The organism is Vibrio sp. GJ43-1 (genome assembly GCF_055808835.1).
In genome coordinates, this window is record NZ_CM147884.1 from 433,408 (window position 1) to 449,495 (window position 16,088).

Consider the following 16,088-nt stretch of genomic DNA (forward strand, 5'->3'; position numbering starts at 1 on the left):
TATATGCGGTAAGAGCTATCAGCGACCGCATATAAAAACGACCACTTAGTAAAAAACCAGTGACGTAAAGTCGCTGGTTTTTTTGTGGACGATTTATAGAACTGGTCTTATTAACCCGTTGTTTATCGTAAGTCGTTTTTTACTCGTGGTGTGTTTGCGTTCTATCCTAGTATCTAGTATCTAGTACCTAGTACCTAGTGCCTAGTACCTAGTGCCTAGTACCTAGTACCTAGTACCTAGGAACCAGGAACTTAAAACCTAGTCCGGCATGGAGCGGCGCATGTCGTCAGACTTTTTGAAAAACCAAAATGATCCAATGCAAAAGAAAAGTGCACAAAGTGAAGCGAGGATGATTTGGATATTGTCGGTCATTAACAGTGACCCAATTGCGGCCATGGCCATGGTAATCACGGCAAGTTCAATAAAGCGTCCAGCGCCTTTGTTTTTGTGGCGAAATGACGCATAACGAAGTGTAAGTGCAAATCCCATGGGTAATAGACTCCTAGTGTTGGTAACTGCTCACTTCCTTGGTGCAGTATTCATGAGTGATTAATATTATTAATTAGTAACATTATTAGAATACGGCAGTCAGAATCGATTCATTAACTCAACCCACTAAAAGTGGAATGAACCTCTAATTTATAACATTATCAGTTATAGGTTGTGCGCAATAACTACTCACACCAGAGCGTTGTATTTATTCTGATTATGCCTTTGGTCTATTACCAGTGTAGATCAAGATCTTGCCCTGTGAGTACTTCTACTTCTATGGTTTGCCAGCGTTCAATGAGCATTGAGACGTCTTGGGCGTTCAAGCGCTTTTGTTTGAGCTGACCTTGTTTTGTTTTGAGTTCAAGCATGAACTGGCTAGTGTTTGAGGTCGAGGCTGAGGTTGCGTCATTTTCGATGCTTTTCCAGCATAGACTCGATGCGTTGGGGTCTTCTATTGGTCCCCAAGCAAGAGCAAATCGGGTGGTGGGGAGTTCTACCCATAACGTCAGAGAGCTGCATTCCATAAATCTTCCTTGATAACGGTCTGTAATGGGACGATACGCTATCGCCTTTAATTATATTGCACATGAGGTAACGGCTAATGTTTATGTGGTGCTTGTTATAATTGTTGCGCAATTGTTAATGTATCGTCTTTGGCTTTTATTGTCTAGGGAGAGATCGCCAGGGCCATAAATCTAGTCAACAAGAGATGAGTTAAATGGCTAATGTTGAGTGCTCAAACATCGTAAGTAATGACATTTCATGATTAGTGAAACGTAGGACAAAGAGGCATGAGTGTGGAAAATGACCGAGCGGCTTCTTTCAACTAAACTTATCAGGTAGATACTGGTGTAAAGCATCAATTTGGCGTTGGGATAAGGTATCGCACTCAACAATGAAGTCAGGTACAATTTGGGCAGTTTAACCTTGTGTGATGCGTCTAATGCAAACATTAAGGTTTCCAATTAAATCGCAGGAATATGGCCTTTGGGAGCGTAACCTAAGGGCGGTAGCGTGCTTAACGATAAGGTAGGGTATGAAAATATTGGTCACCGGTGGCGCTGGATTTATCGGCAGCGCCGTTATTCGCCACATTTTAGACAATACAACGGACAGCGTGGTGAATGTTGATGCATTAACGTACGCGGGGAACTTAGAGTCACTGCCTAGTGCTGAAGCCAATGAACGTTATGCCTTTGAGCACGTTGATATTTGTGACCTTTTATCTTTAGAGCGTGTCTTCGCTAAGCATCAACCGGATGCCGTCATGCACTTGGCTGCGGAGTCGCACGTTGACCGTTCAATAGACGGCCCTGCGGCGTTTATTCAAACCAACTTAGTTGGCACCTTTAACCTGCTTGAAGTGGCGCGCCAATACTGGAAAGCACTAGACAGTGAGCAGCAAGCGGCATTTCGATTCCACCATATTTCTACCGATGAAGTGTATGGCGATTTAGAAGGCACGGATGACCTATTCACCGAAGACACTTCTTATGAGCCAAGCAGTCCGTATTCTGCCAGTAAAGCGGGTTCCGATCATTTAGTGCGCGCATGGGGGCGAACGTATGGTTTCCCTATTTTAGTGACCAACTGTTCGAATAATTATGGGCCTTACCACTTCCCTGAAAAACTGATCCCACTCATGATTTTGAATGCCTTAGAAGGTAAACCTCTCCCTGTTTATGGTGATGGCATGCAAATTCGCGATTGGTTGTTTGTGGAAGATCACGCGCGCGCCCTTTATAAAGTGGTCACGGAAGGTGTAGTAGGAGAAACCTACAATATTGGCGGTCATAACGAAAAAGCCAATATCGAAGTCGTGAAAACGATTTGTACCTTGCTAGAAGAGTTGGTACCGAATAAACCCAAAGGTATTGCACAGTATCAAGATCTCATTACTTATGTGACCGACCGCCCTGGACATGATGTGCGCTACGCGATTGATGCTTCTAAAATTGAGCGTGAGCTTGGCTGGACGCCAGAGGAAACCTTTGAGTCAGGCATTCGGAAAACCGTTGAATGGTATCTCAATAACCGTGAGTGGTGGCGTCGCGTTTTAGACGGTTCTTATTCCGGTGAGCGTCTAGGCACAAAATAACCGACTTCATTTATTTCAACTCTGTGTTAGGGCTCTTCCCTAGGACCGAGCACTAAGAACCAAGGACCGATTTCTCATGAAAGGCATTGTTCTCGCGGGTGGCTCAGGCACCCGTTTGTACCCTTTAACTCGCGGTACCTCTAAGCAGCTACTTCCTATTTACGACAAGCCAATGGTGTATTACCCGATTTCGACACTGATGCTTGCTTAGGTATTCGTGATATTTTGGTCATTACTACACCAGAAGACCAAGCCGGTTTTCAGCGTCTACTTGGTGATGGTTCCGATTACGGTATCAACCTTGAGTATAAAGTTCAGCCAAGCCCGGATGGGTTAGCGCAGGCGTTTATTATTGGTGAAGAGTTTATTGGTGAAGATTCCGTTTGCTTGGTTTTAGGTGACAACATCTACTACGGTCAATCATTCTCGCAAACACTAAAAAATGCCGCGAGCCGCGAGTACGGTGCGAGTGTCTTTGGTTATCAAGTGAAAGATCCGGAGCGTTTTGGTGTTGTCGAGTTCGATGACAACATGAAAGCAATTTCGATTGAAGAAAAGCCGACACAACCTAAGTCTGATTACGCGGTAACGGGTTTGTATTTCTATGATAACCGTGTGGTGGAATGGGCCAAGCAAGTTAAGCCTTCTGAACGCGGTGAACTAGAAATTACCACATTAAATCAGATGTACCTTGAAGATGGCTCGCTTAACGTTGAGCTTCTTGGGCGAGGCTTTGCGTGGCTTGATACGGGCACACATGAAAGCTTGCATGAAGCGTCTTCTTTTGTTCAAACCATTGAAAATATCCAAGGGTTGAAGATTGCGTGTTTGGAAGAAATTGCTTGGCGCAATGGCTGGCTAAGTGATGACGAAGTACTCAACATCGCGAAACCCATGATGAAAAATGAATATGGTCAGTATCTGGCGCGTTTGGTTGAAGAAAAGCGTAAGAAGGCGTCACGATGACAGCGAAGATGAAAAAGGTATTAATTACTGGCGCACATGGTCAAGTAGGGTATTGCTTAGTCACGCTGTTGTCACAAAGAGCGGATGTCGAGGTGGTTGCCTATGATAGGGCTGATCTTGATATTACCAATGAAGATCAGGTTAATGCGCTTGTACGAGCGCTTCAACCGGACACTATTATAAATGCGGCCGCTCACACGGCGGTCGATAAAGCGGAAGACGACGTTGCCCTAAGCTATGCGATTAACCGAGACGGTCCTCGATATTTAGCGCAGGCTGCAGAACAGTGTGGTGCGGTCTTATTACACATATCAACCGACTACGTGTTTGATGGCACGAAGCCTGAACCTTACACTGAGAATGACGTAACCAACCCACCTAGCGTTTACGGGCAAAGTAAGTTAGTCGAGCGAACAAGCTGTCGCTGAGAGCTGCGTGCGTTATGCGATTTTACGTACCGCTTGGGTGTTTGGTGTGCATGGTAACAACTTCGTGAAAACCATGTTGAGATTAGGCAAAGAACGTCCAGAGCTGGGCATTATTGGCGACCAATTTGGCGGCCCAACGTACGCGGGTGACATTGCGACGGCACTTATCACCATGATGGATGAGTTTCAGCGTGGTGAAGCAGATATTTCGGGTGTTTATCACTTCTCCGGTTCGCCTCACGTTAGCTGGTATGAGTTTGCTCAGGCTATCTTTGCTGCAGCGGGTGAGCATGGCGCGCTAAGCTCGCTCCCAACAGTGAATGAAATTACCGCCGACCAGTACCCACTTCCTGCGCCACGCCCTGCAAACTCACGTTTGGATTGCACTAAAATCGAATCCGTATTTGGTATTAAGCCAAGTGACTGGAATCAGGCTCTAAAACATATAAAAGCGTATTGCTAGGTGTAAATTGTCATGAAAGTTATTGATACCAATATCCCAGAAGTCAAAATAATTGAACCACAAGTGTTTGGTGATGAGCGTGGTTTCTTTATGGAAACCTGGCAGCAAAAGAAATTTGAAGAACTCGTAACGGGTAAGCCAACGCCATTTGTGCAAGACAACCATTCTAAGTCCAGTAAAGGTATTTTGCGTGGCCTGCATTATCAAACCGAAAATACGCAGGGCAAGCTAGTGCGTGTTGTTTCCGGTGAAGTATTTGATGTCGCTGTGGATGTGCGTAAAGACTCGCCTACGTTTGGTCAGTGGGTTGGCGTGTATTTATCGGCGGAAAACAAACGTCAGCTTTGGGTGCCGGAAGGCTTCGCCCATGGGTTTTACGTGACCAGTGACGAAGCTGAATTTGTGTATAAGTGTACGGATTACTATAACCCTAGCGCGGAGCATTCAATTCTTTGGAATGATCCGGAGATTGGGGTTGAGTGGCCCGTTGAAGGCGAGTTGCTGCTGTCAGATAAAGATGTTCAGGGGCTTATATTGCATCAATCACCATGCTTGTAGCCAACTAAAAGACACGTTATAAACTCGGTGTCATTATCAGAATATTCATGAAAGTTCCTATTTAAAAGGTTTGGTGGCATATCAAGAAAGAGGTAATAGCGGTGATTTTGGGTTTTTAAATTAGTTGAATTGACATGAATTTTCGGTGTTCTGGGTAGTTTTGAAGGTTAAGCCTTTGTCGACCGAGATGTTTACGAATTTTCCGAAGGGAAGAAAACGAATATGATTAAATTAGATAATACGTATAGACATGACATCATAAGGCTAATCGAGGGCGATGATCTTGTCGGTGTTGAGCTAGGTGTTGCGTCAGGGGAATTTTCCAAGAGAATGGTCAATACAGGGCGTTTCTCACATTTTTACGGCGTCGATATGTATGCAGATATGCATGATATAAATGAGTATAAAAAAGCGCTGTTAAACGTTGGGATGAAAAGCAATTATAAGCTGTTAAAAATGACGTTTGATGAAGCTTTGGAGCTGTTTGAAGACAACAGTTTAGATTTTATCTATGTTGATGGTTATGCTCACTCCGGTGAAGAGGGCGGAAAAACGATTATTGACTGGAGCCGTAAGGTCAAGATTGGTGGATTGATTGCTGGTGATGACTATCATGAAAGGTGGCCGCTAGTGGTTCAAGCTGTAGACTCGTTCGTTGAATCTATTGATGGAGAGTTGCACATTACCGATTTGGTGGAGAATGGACCGACAAGTGAGTTTCCTTCTTGGGGAGTGATTAAGAAGAACGAGAGCAATATCAGCTACGATGAAGACTTAGTTAAAAAAGGCGCGTTGGAGAATAAGAAGCATCAACTCATCTACTTAACGCAAATTATTAGAAATATACTTACTCCAAACTTCATGAAGAGAAAGTAACCACTATTCTTGTTAACTAGGTGCATCCGAGAAACCAATGGATTCCTAATAGCTTCTTGATAATCAGATCAATCTGCCAACTGAATAAAATAGTGTATGTGCAGTGGCTTGTTATAGATAAAGGCGATAAATAATGTCTGAACATGAGAGTGAAATAAGCGCTCGTAAAATAGTTGATGTTTCCGGTTACATGATGTCGGGAAAATCCTCTGCGTCCGATTTGCTACGTGAGTTTTCTGGTGTTTATGTTCCTGATTATACCCATGAATTTGATCTTCTTCGAATGCCTGATGGATTGTGTGATTTAAGGCGCAATATCGTTGATAACTGGAATCCAATGAGAGCTGATGCATCTTTGAGAAGGTTTGAAGCACTGATTGAAAAGTTAGCGAGGAGCCCGACAGGTTTTAGAAAAATCTTTCAGATTGGCTTCGGTTATGAATCGAGATACCCTGGGATAAATGCAGCGACAAAAACGTTTCTTGAAGGCATCACCGATCAATCATGGAGGATGAAGTGGCCTTATGTATTGATGGAAATGTCGAACCTTGAAGCGTTGCTTGTACGTGTTATTTCTAAGCTAAAAGGGCAATTTCCGTGGCCAGAAATAGAATATCGTATGGTGAAATCGTCGACTTTTGACCACCATGCTAAGCGGTATGTTTCTAGTTTGCTTTCTCATGATGATAATACAGATGCCAGTACTATTGTTACAATGAATGCTTTAGAGCCATTCAACCCCACATATGGCCTTAATTTTCTAGAAGGTGGGCGCTCTATTGTTATTGACAGGGATGTGAGAGATATCTATATCAACTCCATTACCCAAGATGATAAATATAATTCAGATGTTTCTACTTATTCAAAAATATCGGGCTCCTTTGATATAGATGTCTTTATTGCAAGGCAGAGAATGCTTCGCGATCATGTGTCTAAATCAGATGATAACAATGTATTGCGACTGAACTTTGAAGACCTTTGTTATTCTTATGAAGAATCGGTAAACAGAATTATGAGCTTAGTTGGGCTTTCAAGTGATATGCATTTGAGAAAAAACGAGTTTTTTGACCCAACTAAGTCGATAAAGAACACCAAACTCTGGGAAAACACTTCTGGTGATACGCTTAAAAAAATAGCACGTATTGAAAAAGAGTTACCACACCTCTGTTATGATTACTGATGTATGAGTAATGCGAATAATATAAAAAAGGCCATTGTTTACTATACGTTAGGAAGTCTTTTTACAGCGTTGGTTGGTTTTATCTTTATCCCGTATTACATGAGAGAATTCTCTACGTTTGAGTATGGGGTATTATCTTTGATTCAGTTGCTGGGTGTGATCTCTTCAGCTGTATTTTATTTTGGTATTTCAGCTTCACTGAATCGTTACTATTTCGATGTTGATGACTCTGAGGAACAGAATCATTGCGTATACACTGCGATTGTTCTTTCCTTCATGGGTGTTTTGTTGCAAACAGTTTTTGGGTATTTTGTCTCATCATTTGCTTCTAATATGTTGTTCTCTAATGTTACATGGAGTTGGGCTGTTTTTCTTTCTCTTGCCAATGCAGCATTAATTTTTTACAACCAGATTTTCTTGATACTGTATCGGTTGAAAAACAAGCCGAGCTCTTTCTTTTTATTCAGCCTTCTGAATTTAGTCTTCAATGTCGGCTTTATCTATAGTCTTGTTGTGGTAGATGGGCGCGGTGTTAATGGTGTCTTTGAGGGTGCAGCTATGTCACAGTTGTTGATGGCAACAGTATTAACCTGGTGCAACAGAGAGCTGTTATTTAATGGTAGGTTTTCAACAAATATTGCTAAGAAACAGCTACGTTATGGTGTGCATTTTATATGGTCTAGTATCGCGGCGTTATCCATACTTTGGATAGATCAGTTCTTTATCAATAAATACCTTTCTATAGAAGATGTCGGTGTCTACGCGGTTGCTGCTAAATTTGCAACGGTAATGACCGTTCTTTTCGTCAATCCGTTCTCTCAGGTCTTACAGCCAGTGGTAATGGAAGCGATTAAGGATGACGTTAAAGCACGTGAAAAGATAGAGAACGGCTTCAAAGCATACGTTGTAGTCGGTGGTATATTGTCCTTTTTAGCTCCAGTATTTTTAGAAGAAATTATATATTTATTCAAACCTCACCAGGATTACCTTCAGGCAATTTCGTACATGTTTCCGCTGTTCTTTGCAACGACGGTATATGGAATGGTAAATGTCGTTACGTTAGGTTTTTTGATCAAGAATAAACTTGGCCCGCAGTCCAAGGTATACCTACTTTTGATGATATTGAACATTGTCCTCAACATTGTCTTGATTCCAAACCTTGGTGTTTGGGGAGCTGTTGCTAGTACTTTAATAACCTACTCTTGTTCTATTCTAGCGCTCGGAATTTTTCCAATAGAGTGTTCTATGCTCGATATTCATATGGTACAGCGATTATGGCAGTATTGTTGTATTGTTTCTGTGCCTATTTTAATACTGTTTTTTTATCTGAACTTGATGTCATTTATCGATTGGCGCTAAAGTTTACTTTATTTTTATTGCTTCCAAGCTTATTACTTTATTTTTTGATTAAGAATCACAAGCTGAAAATTCGAGGATAGTTATGTCATTTACTGAAACTATTGATTTTGGTGTACTCGGTGATCATCGTGGTAGCTTGATCGCGCTTGAATCGATGAACGATATACCATTTGAGTTTAAGCGCGTTTACTACATCTTTGGTACAAAACCTGGTGTGGCTAGAGGATTTCATGCCCACAAGAAAACTCGACAAGTCGCTGTTTGTATCAGTGGAGAATGCGAATTGTTGATGGATAACGGTGTAGGGAAAGAGTGGATTCAGCTCAACTCTAATTCTCGTGGCGTCATGATTGAACCGCTTGTATGGCATGAGATGCATAATTTCTCAGAACACTGTGTGTTGCTGGTTATTGCAGATGATCATTACGATGAGAGTGATTACATCAGAGATTACGATACGTTTTTAGGAGTTATCGATGTTCATTCATGAGTTAAGTGACGTAAAATCATCCAAGATTGGTAAAGGCAGCAGAGTTTGGCAGTTTGCTGTGGTTTTTCCTGAGGCGACTATCGGTCGAGACTGCAATATTTGTGCACATACCTTGATCGAAAACGATGTCATTTTAGGAAATAATGTGACCGTTAAGTCTGGCGTCTATTTATGGGATGGGCTTAGAGTCGCTGATGAGGTGTTCATTGGTCCTAATGTGACCTTCTGTAATGACAAATATCCACGCTCTAAGCAGTATCAAGATGCATTCCCACTGACAACACTTGAACAAGGAAGCTCTATTGGGGCAAATGCGACGATTTTGCCCGGAGTTACAATAGGTAAAGGTGCCATGGTAGGGGCCGGAGCTCTAGTCACGAAAGATGTACCAGAAAATACGTTAGTTGTGGGCAACCCTGCGAGAATAGTTAGGAATATTGGTAAGTAAAATGGTTTCATTTCTAGATCTAAAAGTAGTAAATGCTCAGTATCATGAAGAGCTTAAACAGGCGAGTGCTCGAGTAATTGATTCAGGCTGGTACATTATGGGCAAAGAGCTTAACGCTTTCGAACGTGAATTTGCAAAAGTGACAGGCAGTCAACATTGTATTGGTGTTGCAAACGGTTTGGATGCGCTTACCCTAACCTTACGTGCATGGAAAGAACTAGGTTTGATGTCGGACGGAGACGAAGTATTGGTGCCTAGCCAATACATACATAGCCACAGTACTTGCCATCACAGAGAACAATTTAAAACCCATACTCGTTGACCCTAATCCAGCGACGTTTAATCTCGACATTGAAGGCTTGAAAGCTAAGCTAACCACTCGCACCAAAGCAATATTACCTGTGCATCTTTATGGTCAGATTTCACCGATGCCAGAAATTTTTGACTTTGCTCAGCAACATGGTTTACTTGTTTTGGAAGATTGTGCTCAATCTCATGATGCATCAATCAACGATAAGAAGGCTGGGACATGGGGTAATGCCGGGGCTTTCAGCTTCTATCCGGGCAAGAATTTAGGTGCGCTTGGAGATGCTGGTGCTATTACCTCTGATGATCCAGAATTCATTGAGGTTATCCAGGCGCTCAGAAATTATGGCTCGCATGAAAAATACAAGAATAAGTACCAAGGTCTCAACAGCCGACTAGATGAAATGCAAGCTGCGCTGCTTCGTGTAAAACTCAAGTATTTGTCCAAAGAAACAGAAACAAGGCGCGATATTGCCCAGTATTACCTTGCAAATATTCATAACGAAAAGCTGCAGCTTCCGACGGTAAGCAGTAGGGAGTCACATGTTTGGCATTTGTTTGTCGTTCAAAGTGAGCAGCGACATGACTTACAACAACATTTAGCAAGCAAAAACATCCAAACACTCATTCATTATCCTATTCCTCTGATGAATCAGGAAGCGTATTCTGGTTTGTGGTCGACGTCGGACTTTCCGAGAGCCGTTGGTATGAGTGAGCGTGTCTTATCGCTACCGATGTCACCTGTGCTGAGTGAGGCTGAGGTGGCTGAAGTTGTTGAAGCTGTAAACTGTTTCTGATGAATATTGCTTTTTATTTCCCATACCCATCTGTTGGCGGTGTCTCAATCCTGTTTTTGAGATACGCCCAGCTTTTGTCAGCTAGACACAATGTCATCATTATGGACCTCGATGATGGTTATATGGCGCAGAACGTGCCACAGGACTGTTCTTTTTTGTCTTATGACAAACTGGATTACTTACCTGAAGATACGATTCTGGTAACGCAGTCTTGTCCGCTGTGGCGTATTCCTTATCTAGAAAATGCTCCTAGATCGACAAAGCTTTTTTATTGGAACCTGCACCCTGATAATTTATCACCTTTTATTCATATCAAAGCTGGTTACATAGCGAGGGCTGTGCGAAAAGGGATCAATGGGCTTGCTGTTTTTCGCAAACGTAAGCTGCGAGCATTGCTTGCTGATCTTGTGGATACAAATGGCATTGTGTTTATGGATGGTGAGAACCGTTCTCAAACAGAGAGGTGGCTTGGGGTGTCGATACCTGAGCCAGTTTACTGCCCAATAACGAATCAAACCGAAGCATCAGAGACGAATCTATTTTCGCCTCTAGGTCTCGAGAAGAGTGTCAGGGTAATATCTATAGGTAGAACTGAAGGGTTTAAGACCTCCATTATCTTGCACCTCATAGAGCGACTCGATGCGATTCAAGCACACAATATTCATCTGACATTGGTAGGGTCTGGGACAGATGTCGAATTGGTCAAGTCGGCATTGAATAAAACCACCAAACTGACGTTTGAACATATCGAAGAGGTTCATTACTCAGAGATCCCGAACTTAGTGCAGAAACAGCATCTATCTTTTGCTATGGGTACCTCTGCATTGGACAGTGCGAGTATTGGCATCCCTACGATTGGGTTGGATTTCAGTAATGAGCCTATTACAGGGCTTTACCGCTTTCGGTATTTGTTTGATGCTAAGCTATATAATGTCGGCTGCAATATTGATGGCCCTGATTTTTTCGAGCAAGAAGACACTCTTGCTTCCCTCATCAATGAGCTTTGTGTCAATGGGAAAAATATTTCCAATAAAACGATGAACTATTATCAATCACATCACTCTGTAGAAGTGGTTGAACGATTAGAACATGCTCTTGAACACAACGGTGCGAGTCTAGCTGAACTCTTGGATAAGGGTTATCACTGCGCAGACATAGTCACTTCAGTTGTGATGGCTCTTATGAACAAAAACAAGATTGATGATTCTGGTCTTGTTAAGTACTAAATAGAAGGTTATATGAAAGTTCTACTACTAGCAGGTGGTTTCGGTACGCGTTTAAGTGAAGAAACCGACCTAAGACCGAAGCCTATGGTGGAGATTGGTGGTAAACCAATCTTGTGGCATATCATGAAAATGTACTCTCAGTATGGCTATAACGACTTCGTAGTCTTGCTGGGTTACAAGGGGTATTACATCAAGGAATACTTCGCGAATTACTTCTTACATCAAAGCAATGTAACGATTGATTTGTCAAACAATGAAATGCAAATCCATAAGAACACTTCTGAGCCTTGGAAGGTAACTCTGCTTGATACAGGTTTGAACTCGATGACTGGTGGTCGCGTCAAACGTGCACAAGAGATCGTGGGCAATGAACCCTTTATGCTCACATATGGAGATGGCGTTTCCGATGTCAATATCGATGAGCTAATGAAGTTTCATAAAAGCCACGGCAAGTCGATCACGATGACATCGGTTCAACCTGATGGCCGTTTTGGGGCAATTGAAATTGAAGGAGACAAAATCACTCAGTTTTTAGAAAAGCCAAAAGGTGATGGTTCCTGGATTAATGGCGGCTTTTTCGTTTGTCAGCCTGAAGTCTTTGATTATATTACTGAGGGTGATAGCACGGTTTTTGAACAAGCTCCTTTACAAAACTTAGCGACAGCTGGGGAACTGTTTTCATATAAACATGAAGGGTTTTGGAAGTGTATGGACACTCTCAAGGATAAAAATGATCTTGAAGGCATGCTAGAAACAAACACAGCAAAGTGGAAAAGTTGGTAAATTATGTTTAATGATGTTTATCGCGGTAAAAAAGTGTTGGTCACAGGGCATACTGGTTTTAAGGGCACCTGGTTGACAACTTGGTTGTTGGAGCTTGGGGCGGATGTATGTGGTCTCTCTATTGATATCCCAACCTCACCATCAATGTTTGAAGAACTTAAGATCGAAGATAGCATTCAACATCATTTTGCTGATGTTCGTGATAGAATCGGCTATTGAAAAAATTATTAATGACTATCGCCCAGACTTTATATTTCATTTAGCGGCACAACCTATAGTGTCTCTGTCTTATACTGACCCACTTGCAACGATATCAACGAATGTTATGGGTACAGCGAATGTACTTGATGTCCTTAGAAGCGTGGACTTTGAATGTAATGTTGTCATGATTACAAGCGATAAGTGCTACGAAAATGTTGAGTGGGTGTGGGGATATAAAGAAACCGATGCCGTGGGTGGCAAGGATATTTACAGTGGTTCTAAGGGGGCTGCCGAGGTTATTTTTCACGCGTACCATCAATCATTTTTCATGAATAGTGGTAAGGTTCGCGTAGTCACTGGGCGAGCAGGGAATGTAATTGGCGGTGGAGACTGGGCGGCTGATAGGATTGTCGCTGATTGTGTTCGCGCATGGAGTTCTAACAATAAAGTTGAAATTCGTTGCCCAGAAGCAACACGACCTTGGCAGCATGTTCTGGAGCCTTTAAGTGGTTATCTTATGCTGGGTGAAAAACTTGCTAATAATCCAAAACTGAACGGCGAACAATTTAACTTTGGCCCTCGAGCGGAACAAAATCATACTGTGTTAGATTTACTGTCTAATCTGAGTGATAAATGGGGTTTTAGTGACTCAGAAAAGGCATTTACGGTTACGGATAATTTACCTTTTCATGAGGCTGGTTTGTTAAAATTAAACTGTGATAAGGCCCTGTTTCATCTTAAGTGGGAAGCAACACTAAACTACGTTGAATGCACTCAGTTGGTGAGTGATTGGTATGTTAATTTCTACAAAGGCGGTGAAAGTGCGCTGGATTTCACTATAGCGCAAATCAATGAGTATGCCCAAATTGCGAGAAAGAAGAATATTCAATGGTTATGAGTCTAATTGATGGCGTTATTGTTACTCCTTTAAGGGTTATTCCTGTTGATAAGGGGGATGTATTGCATGGAATTAAAGCCTCAGAAGAGAGCTTTGCTGGCTTTGGAGAGGCTTATTTTTCGACCGTTCACTACAAGCAAATAAAGGGATGGAAAAAGCATACTGAAATGACAATGAATATTATTGTTCCAGAAGGAGCCATCAAGTTTGTCATGTATGATGATCGTTTGGGTAGTCCCACTAACCAGTGTTTTTTTTCGATTACAGTTGATAAGCAAAATTATTGTCGCTTGACTGTGCCCCAAGGGGTTTGGATGGCATTTAAAGGCGAAGGTATGGGTACTAATTTACTGATGAACTTTGCCAATATGGAACATATTCCCCAAGAGGCTGAAAATCAACCGATTGAGGCTATTTCATTTAATTGGAGTGATGATGAATAAAATTAGATTATCCAAATCCTCGATGTCTTCCCTTGAAAAAGCCGCGGTTGTTGATGTTCTTGATAAAGAATATCTAGGTATGGGGGCTGAGACACAAAGGTTTGAAATGGAGATTGCTTCATTTTTAGGGGTTGACTTGGATTGTGTTGCGGCTGTGAATTCTGGGACGTCAGCTCTTCATATAGCATTGGCGGCTATAGGAATTGAACCGGGTGATGAAGTAATTGTACCATCGCTAACCTACGTCGCTTCTTTTCAAGCCATTACTGCGTGTGGAGCTGTGCCTATTGCCTGTGAAGTAAATCCAGACACTCTGTTTGTGGACGTTGAGGATGCAAAAAGTAAGATTACAGTAAATACAAAGGCAATTATGCCAGTTCATTACGCGAGCTCTTCTCTTGGAATCTCACAAGTTTACGACTTAGCCAGAGACTACAATCTTAGGGTGATTGAGGACGCTGCTCAAGCATTCGGATGTTACTCATTGGGAAAAAAGTAGGCAGCATAGGCGATGTGATTTGCTTTAGTTTTGACGGTATAAAGAATATTACGTGTGGCGAAGGTGGAGCGGTCGTCGCATTTGATAAAAAAACAATCAACAATATCAAGGATATGCGCCTTTTAGGAGTAAAGAAAGATACCGAGCAACGTTATGCTGGTCAGCGTAGTTGGGATTTTGATGTTGAGCTACAAGGGTTCCGATATCATATGAGTAATATTAATGCAGCAATAGGGTTAGCGCAGCTATCTCGTATTGATGAATTCACGGTGAATCGCCAAGCAATCTCAAATAAGTATCTTTCAGCATTAAAAGATGTACCAGAAATTATGCCTTTAAAGCTTGATTATGAAAATATAGTCTCACATATTTTTGTAACGTTAGTAGAGCGTCGTGATGAGCTACGAAACTTTTTACTGTCCAAAAATATTGAAGTCGGCATCCATTATAAACCGAATCATTTGCTTAGTAAGTTTTCAACGGGCGCATCGCTTCCATTGACAGAAGGCATATATGATAAATTACTGACACTCCCGATACATAACGATCTGACGGATGAAGAACAAGATTACGTAATAGATAGTATTTATGAATTCTTTAACTAACAAGCCTTTAGTTTCGATTATTATTAATTGTTTTAACTCCGCGACCTACTTGAGAGAAACGATTGAAAGTGTACTAAACCAATCTTATGAAAACTTTGAGTTGGTATTTTGGGATAATCAATCAACGGATGCTAGCGCAGATATAGTGAAAAGTTACGATGATGATCGAATTAAGTATTTCTATGCAGCTGCTCATACGTCGTTAGGGGAAGGAAGAAATCTTGCTTTAGCTAAGACTAGGGGTGAGTTTGTTTCTTTTCTTGATGCCGATGATGCTTACTCTCCAAACCGTCTTGAAGTTTGTGTAAATGCATTTAGCGATAATACGATTGGCCTTGTCTACACGAATGGTGAGATTGAGAACTCCGGGAAGCGTTCACCGTTTTATAACGATAGTCAGCAATCTGGAAATGTTTTTGAACTCTGGCTAAAAAGTTATAAGGTTATGATTCCTAGTGTGATGTTTCGGCGTGAATGTTTGAGTACTCTAGGTCATTGGGTTGATACTCGATTTTCAATGGTTGAAGAGTATGACTTTTTCCTAAGAATTGCAAAGCAATGGCAGATAGCCTACTGCCATGAAAATGTATGTATTTGGCGTGAGCATGCAGGGAGTATGACGTGGTCAAAAACAGGTCGTTGGGGGCAAGAATTTGCTTTGTTATCATCAAAAATGTTTGATGAGGGACTTGCTACTGTTGAGCAACTCCAGACTCTAGAGAAGAAATCAGCATACTATTTGTATTTAGGTGGATTAAAAGAGCATATGCTAAAGCGAGTAGTACTTAAGCCTTATATATTGAAAGATGCGAGAGTTTTTATTTTATATATTTCTTCATTTTTAGGTATTCAATGCAATTTGTTTCTTCTTAAATTTGTAGGTTTGATAAAGTAGGAACAGACTCGTGATCTATTTGTTTGTAAATTTAAACGCGTGGCTAGGCAGTGGTTATCTTTCCGCTGCTAAAAGTT

The 16,088-nt window shown here is 41.7% G+C and carries 15 protein-coding genes and 4 pseudogenes; 17 read left to right on the forward strand and 2 right to left on the reverse strand.

Annotated elements, in window-relative coordinates; translation table 11 throughout:
• Positions 1-258 precede the first annotated feature (258 nt).
• Positions 259-489 carry a hypothetical protein gene (locus AC0L66_RS02155; protein ID WP_428795084.1) on the reverse strand — a complete coding sequence of 77 codons (231 nt, stop codon included), beginning with the start codon at positions 487-489 and terminating at the stop codon, positions 259-261.
• 233 nt (positions 490-722) lie between these two features.
• Positions 723-1,016 (reverse strand): hypothetical protein, encoded by a 294-nt coding sequence (locus AC0L66_RS02160; protein WP_473568252.1) that lies wholly within the window; start codon positions 1,014-1,016, stop codon positions 723-725.
• 512 nt (positions 1,017-1,528) lie between these two features.
• On the opposite strand from AC0L66_RS02160, the gene rfbB reads away from it, so the two are divergent.
• From rfbB to AC0L66_RS02245, 17 genes and pseudogenes are all read left to right on the forward strand, one after another.
• Entirely contained in the window at positions 1,529-2,590 is a 1,062-nt protein-coding gene (gene rfbB / locus AC0L66_RS02165) for a dTDP-glucose 4,6-dehydratase (protein ID WP_473568254.1), read from the forward strand.
• A 76-nt stretch (positions 2,591-2,666) separates the two neighbouring features.
• A pseudogene (gene rfbA, locus AC0L66_RS02170) lies at positions 2,667-3,556 on the forward strand (glucose-1-phosphate thymidylyltransferase RfbA).
• A gap of 8 nt (positions 3,557-3,564) precedes the next feature.
• Positions 3,565-4,447: pseudogene (gene rfbD, locus AC0L66_RS02175) on the forward strand (dTDP-4-dehydrorhamnose reductase).
• 12 nt (positions 4,448-4,459) lie between these two features.
• Positions 4,460-5,005 (forward strand): dTDP-4-dehydrorhamnose 3,5-epimerase, encoded by a 546-nt coding sequence (gene rfbC / locus AC0L66_RS02180; RefSeq protein WP_473568255.1) that lies wholly within the window; start codon positions 4,460-4,462, stop codon positions 5,003-5,005.
• A 222-nt stretch (positions 5,006-5,227) separates the two neighbouring features.
• Positions 5,228-5,881 (forward strand): class I SAM-dependent methyltransferase, encoded by a 654-nt coding sequence (locus AC0L66_RS02185; protein WP_473568257.1) that lies wholly within the window; start codon positions 5,228-5,230, stop codon positions 5,879-5,881.
• 133 nt (positions 5,882-6,014) lie between these two features.
• Positions 6,015-7,061 (forward strand): hypothetical protein, encoded by a 1,047-nt coding sequence (locus tag AC0L66_RS02190; RefSeq protein WP_473568258.1) that lies wholly within the window; start codon positions 6,015-6,017, stop codon positions 7,059-7,061.
• Positions 7,062-7,064: 3 nt separating this feature from the next.
• Positions 7,065-8,420 (forward strand): lipopolysaccharide biosynthesis protein, encoded by a 1,356-nt coding sequence (locus AC0L66_RS02195; protein WP_473568259.1) that lies wholly within the window; start codon positions 7,065-7,067, stop codon positions 8,418-8,420.
• A gap of 82 nt (positions 8,421-8,502) precedes the next feature.
• On the forward strand, positions 8,503-8,910 hold the full coding sequence (locus AC0L66_RS02200) for a sugar 3,4-ketoisomerase (RefSeq protein ID WP_473568261.1): 408 nt from the start codon (positions 8,503-8,505) through the stop codon (positions 8,908-8,910).
• The gene (locus AC0L66_RS02205) at positions 8,897-9,358 is read left to right on the forward strand and encodes an acyltransferase (protein WP_473568262.1); all 462 of its coding nucleotides are present in this window, start codon (positions 8,897-8,899) and stop codon (positions 9,356-9,358) included. The genes AC0L66_RS02200 and AC0L66_RS02205 overlap by 14 nt, the downstream gene beginning before the upstream one ends.
• A 1-nt stretch (position 9,359) precedes the next feature.
• Positions 9,360-10,461: pseudogene (locus AC0L66_RS02210) on the forward strand (DegT/DnrJ/EryC1/StrS family aminotransferase).
• Positions 10,461-11,687 carry a glycosyltransferase family protein gene (locus tag AC0L66_RS02215; RefSeq protein ID WP_473568264.1) on the forward strand — a complete coding sequence of 409 codons (1,227 nt, stop codon included), beginning with the start codon at positions 10,461-10,463 and terminating at the stop codon, positions 11,685-11,687. Before AC0L66_RS02210 ends, AC0L66_RS02215 begins: the two are co-directional and overlap by 1 nt.
• A gap of 12 nt (positions 11,688-11,699) precedes the next feature.
• Entirely contained in the window at positions 11,700-12,470 is a 771-nt protein-coding gene (gene rfbF / locus AC0L66_RS02220) for a glucose-1-phosphate cytidylyltransferase (protein WP_473568266.1), read from the forward strand.
• A 3-nt stretch (positions 12,471-12,473) separates the two neighbouring features.
• Positions 12,474-12,689 carry an NAD-dependent epimerase/dehydratase family protein gene (locus tag AC0L66_RS02225; protein ID WP_473568268.1) on the forward strand — a complete coding sequence of 72 codons (216 nt, stop codon included), beginning with the start codon at positions 12,474-12,476 and terminating at the stop codon, positions 12,687-12,689.
• The gene (rfbG, locus tag AC0L66_RS02230) at positions 12,619-13,569 is read left to right on the forward strand and encodes a CDP-glucose 4,6-dehydratase (protein WP_473568270.1); all 951 of its coding nucleotides are present in this window, start codon (positions 12,619-12,621) and stop codon (positions 13,567-13,569) included. The genes AC0L66_RS02225 and rfbG overlap by 71 nt, the downstream gene beginning before the upstream one ends.
• Positions 13,560-14,012: a dTDP-4-dehydrorhamnose 3,5-epimerase gene (locus AC0L66_RS02235; RefSeq protein ID WP_473568272.1), complete on the forward strand. Its 453-nt coding sequence runs from the start codon at positions 13,560-13,562 to the stop codon at positions 14,010-14,012. Before rfbG ends, AC0L66_RS02235 begins: the two co-directional genes overlap by 10 nt.
• A gap of 79 nt (positions 14,013-14,091) precedes the next feature.
• Positions 14,092-15,116: pseudogene (locus tag AC0L66_RS02240) on the forward strand (DegT/DnrJ/EryC1/StrS family aminotransferase).
• Positions 15,100-16,011 carry a glycosyltransferase family 2 protein gene (locus tag AC0L66_RS02245; protein ID WP_473568273.1) on the forward strand — a complete coding sequence of 304 codons (912 nt, stop codon included), beginning with the start codon at positions 15,100-15,102 and terminating at the stop codon, positions 16,009-16,011. The pseudogene AC0L66_RS02240 and the gene AC0L66_RS02245 overlap by 17 nt, the downstream one beginning before the upstream one ends.
• Positions 16,012-16,088: the final 77 nt, after the last annotated feature.

What these genes read in the sequence shown, in the direction of transcription:
- AC0L66_RS02155 (WP_428795084.1), bottom strand. Translation starts at nt 489, where the DNA reads ATGGGATTTGCACTTACACTTCGTTATGCGTCATTTCGCCACAAAAAC.
- AC0L66_RS02160 (WP_473568252.1), bottom strand. Translation starts at nt 1,016, where the DNA reads ATGGAATGCAGCTCTCTGACGTTATGGGTAGAACTCCCCACCACCCGA.
- rfbB (WP_473568254.1), top strand. Translation starts at nt 1,529, where the DNA reads ATGAAAATATTGGTCACCGGTGGCGCTGGATTTATCGGCAGCGCCGTT.
- rfbC (WP_473568255.1), top strand. Translation starts at nt 4,460, where the DNA reads ATGAAAGTTATTGATACCAATATCCCAGAAGTCAAAATAATTGAACCA.
- AC0L66_RS02185 (WP_473568257.1), top strand. Translation starts at nt 5,228, where the DNA reads ATGATTAAATTAGATAATACGTATAGACATGACATCATAAGGCTAATC.
- AC0L66_RS02190 (WP_473568258.1), top strand. Translation starts at nt 6,015, where the DNA reads ATGTCTGAACATGAGAGTGAAATAAGCGCTCGTAAAATAGTTGATGTT.
- AC0L66_RS02195 (WP_473568259.1), top strand. Translation starts at nt 7,065, where the DNA reads ATGAGTAATGCGAATAATATAAAAAAGGCCATTGTTTACTATACGTTA.
- AC0L66_RS02200 (WP_473568261.1), top strand. Translation starts at nt 8,503, where the DNA reads ATGTCATTTACTGAAACTATTGATTTTGGTGTACTCGGTGATCATCGT.
- AC0L66_RS02205 (WP_473568262.1), top strand. Translation starts at nt 8,897, where the DNA reads ATGTTCATTCATGAGTTAAGTGACGTAAAATCATCCAAGATTGGTAAA.
- AC0L66_RS02215 (WP_473568264.1), top strand. Translation starts at nt 10,461, where the DNA reads ATGAATATTGCTTTTTATTTCCCATACCCATCTGTTGGCGGTGTCTCA.
- rfbF (WP_473568266.1), top strand. Translation starts at nt 11,700, where the DNA reads ATGAAAGTTCTACTACTAGCAGGTGGTTTCGGTACGCGTTTAAGTGAA.
- AC0L66_RS02225 (WP_473568268.1), top strand. Translation starts at nt 12,474, where the DNA reads ATGTTTAATGATGTTTATCGCGGTAAAAAAGTGTTGGTCACAGGGCAT.
- AC0L66_RS02235 (WP_473568272.1), top strand. Translation starts at nt 13,560, where the DNA reads ATGGTTATGAGTCTAATTGATGGCGTTATTGTTACTCCTTTAAGGGTT.
- AC0L66_RS02245 (WP_473568273.1), top strand. Translation starts at nt 15,100, where the DNA reads ATGAATTCTTTAACTAACAAGCCTTTAGTTTCGATTATTATTAATTGT.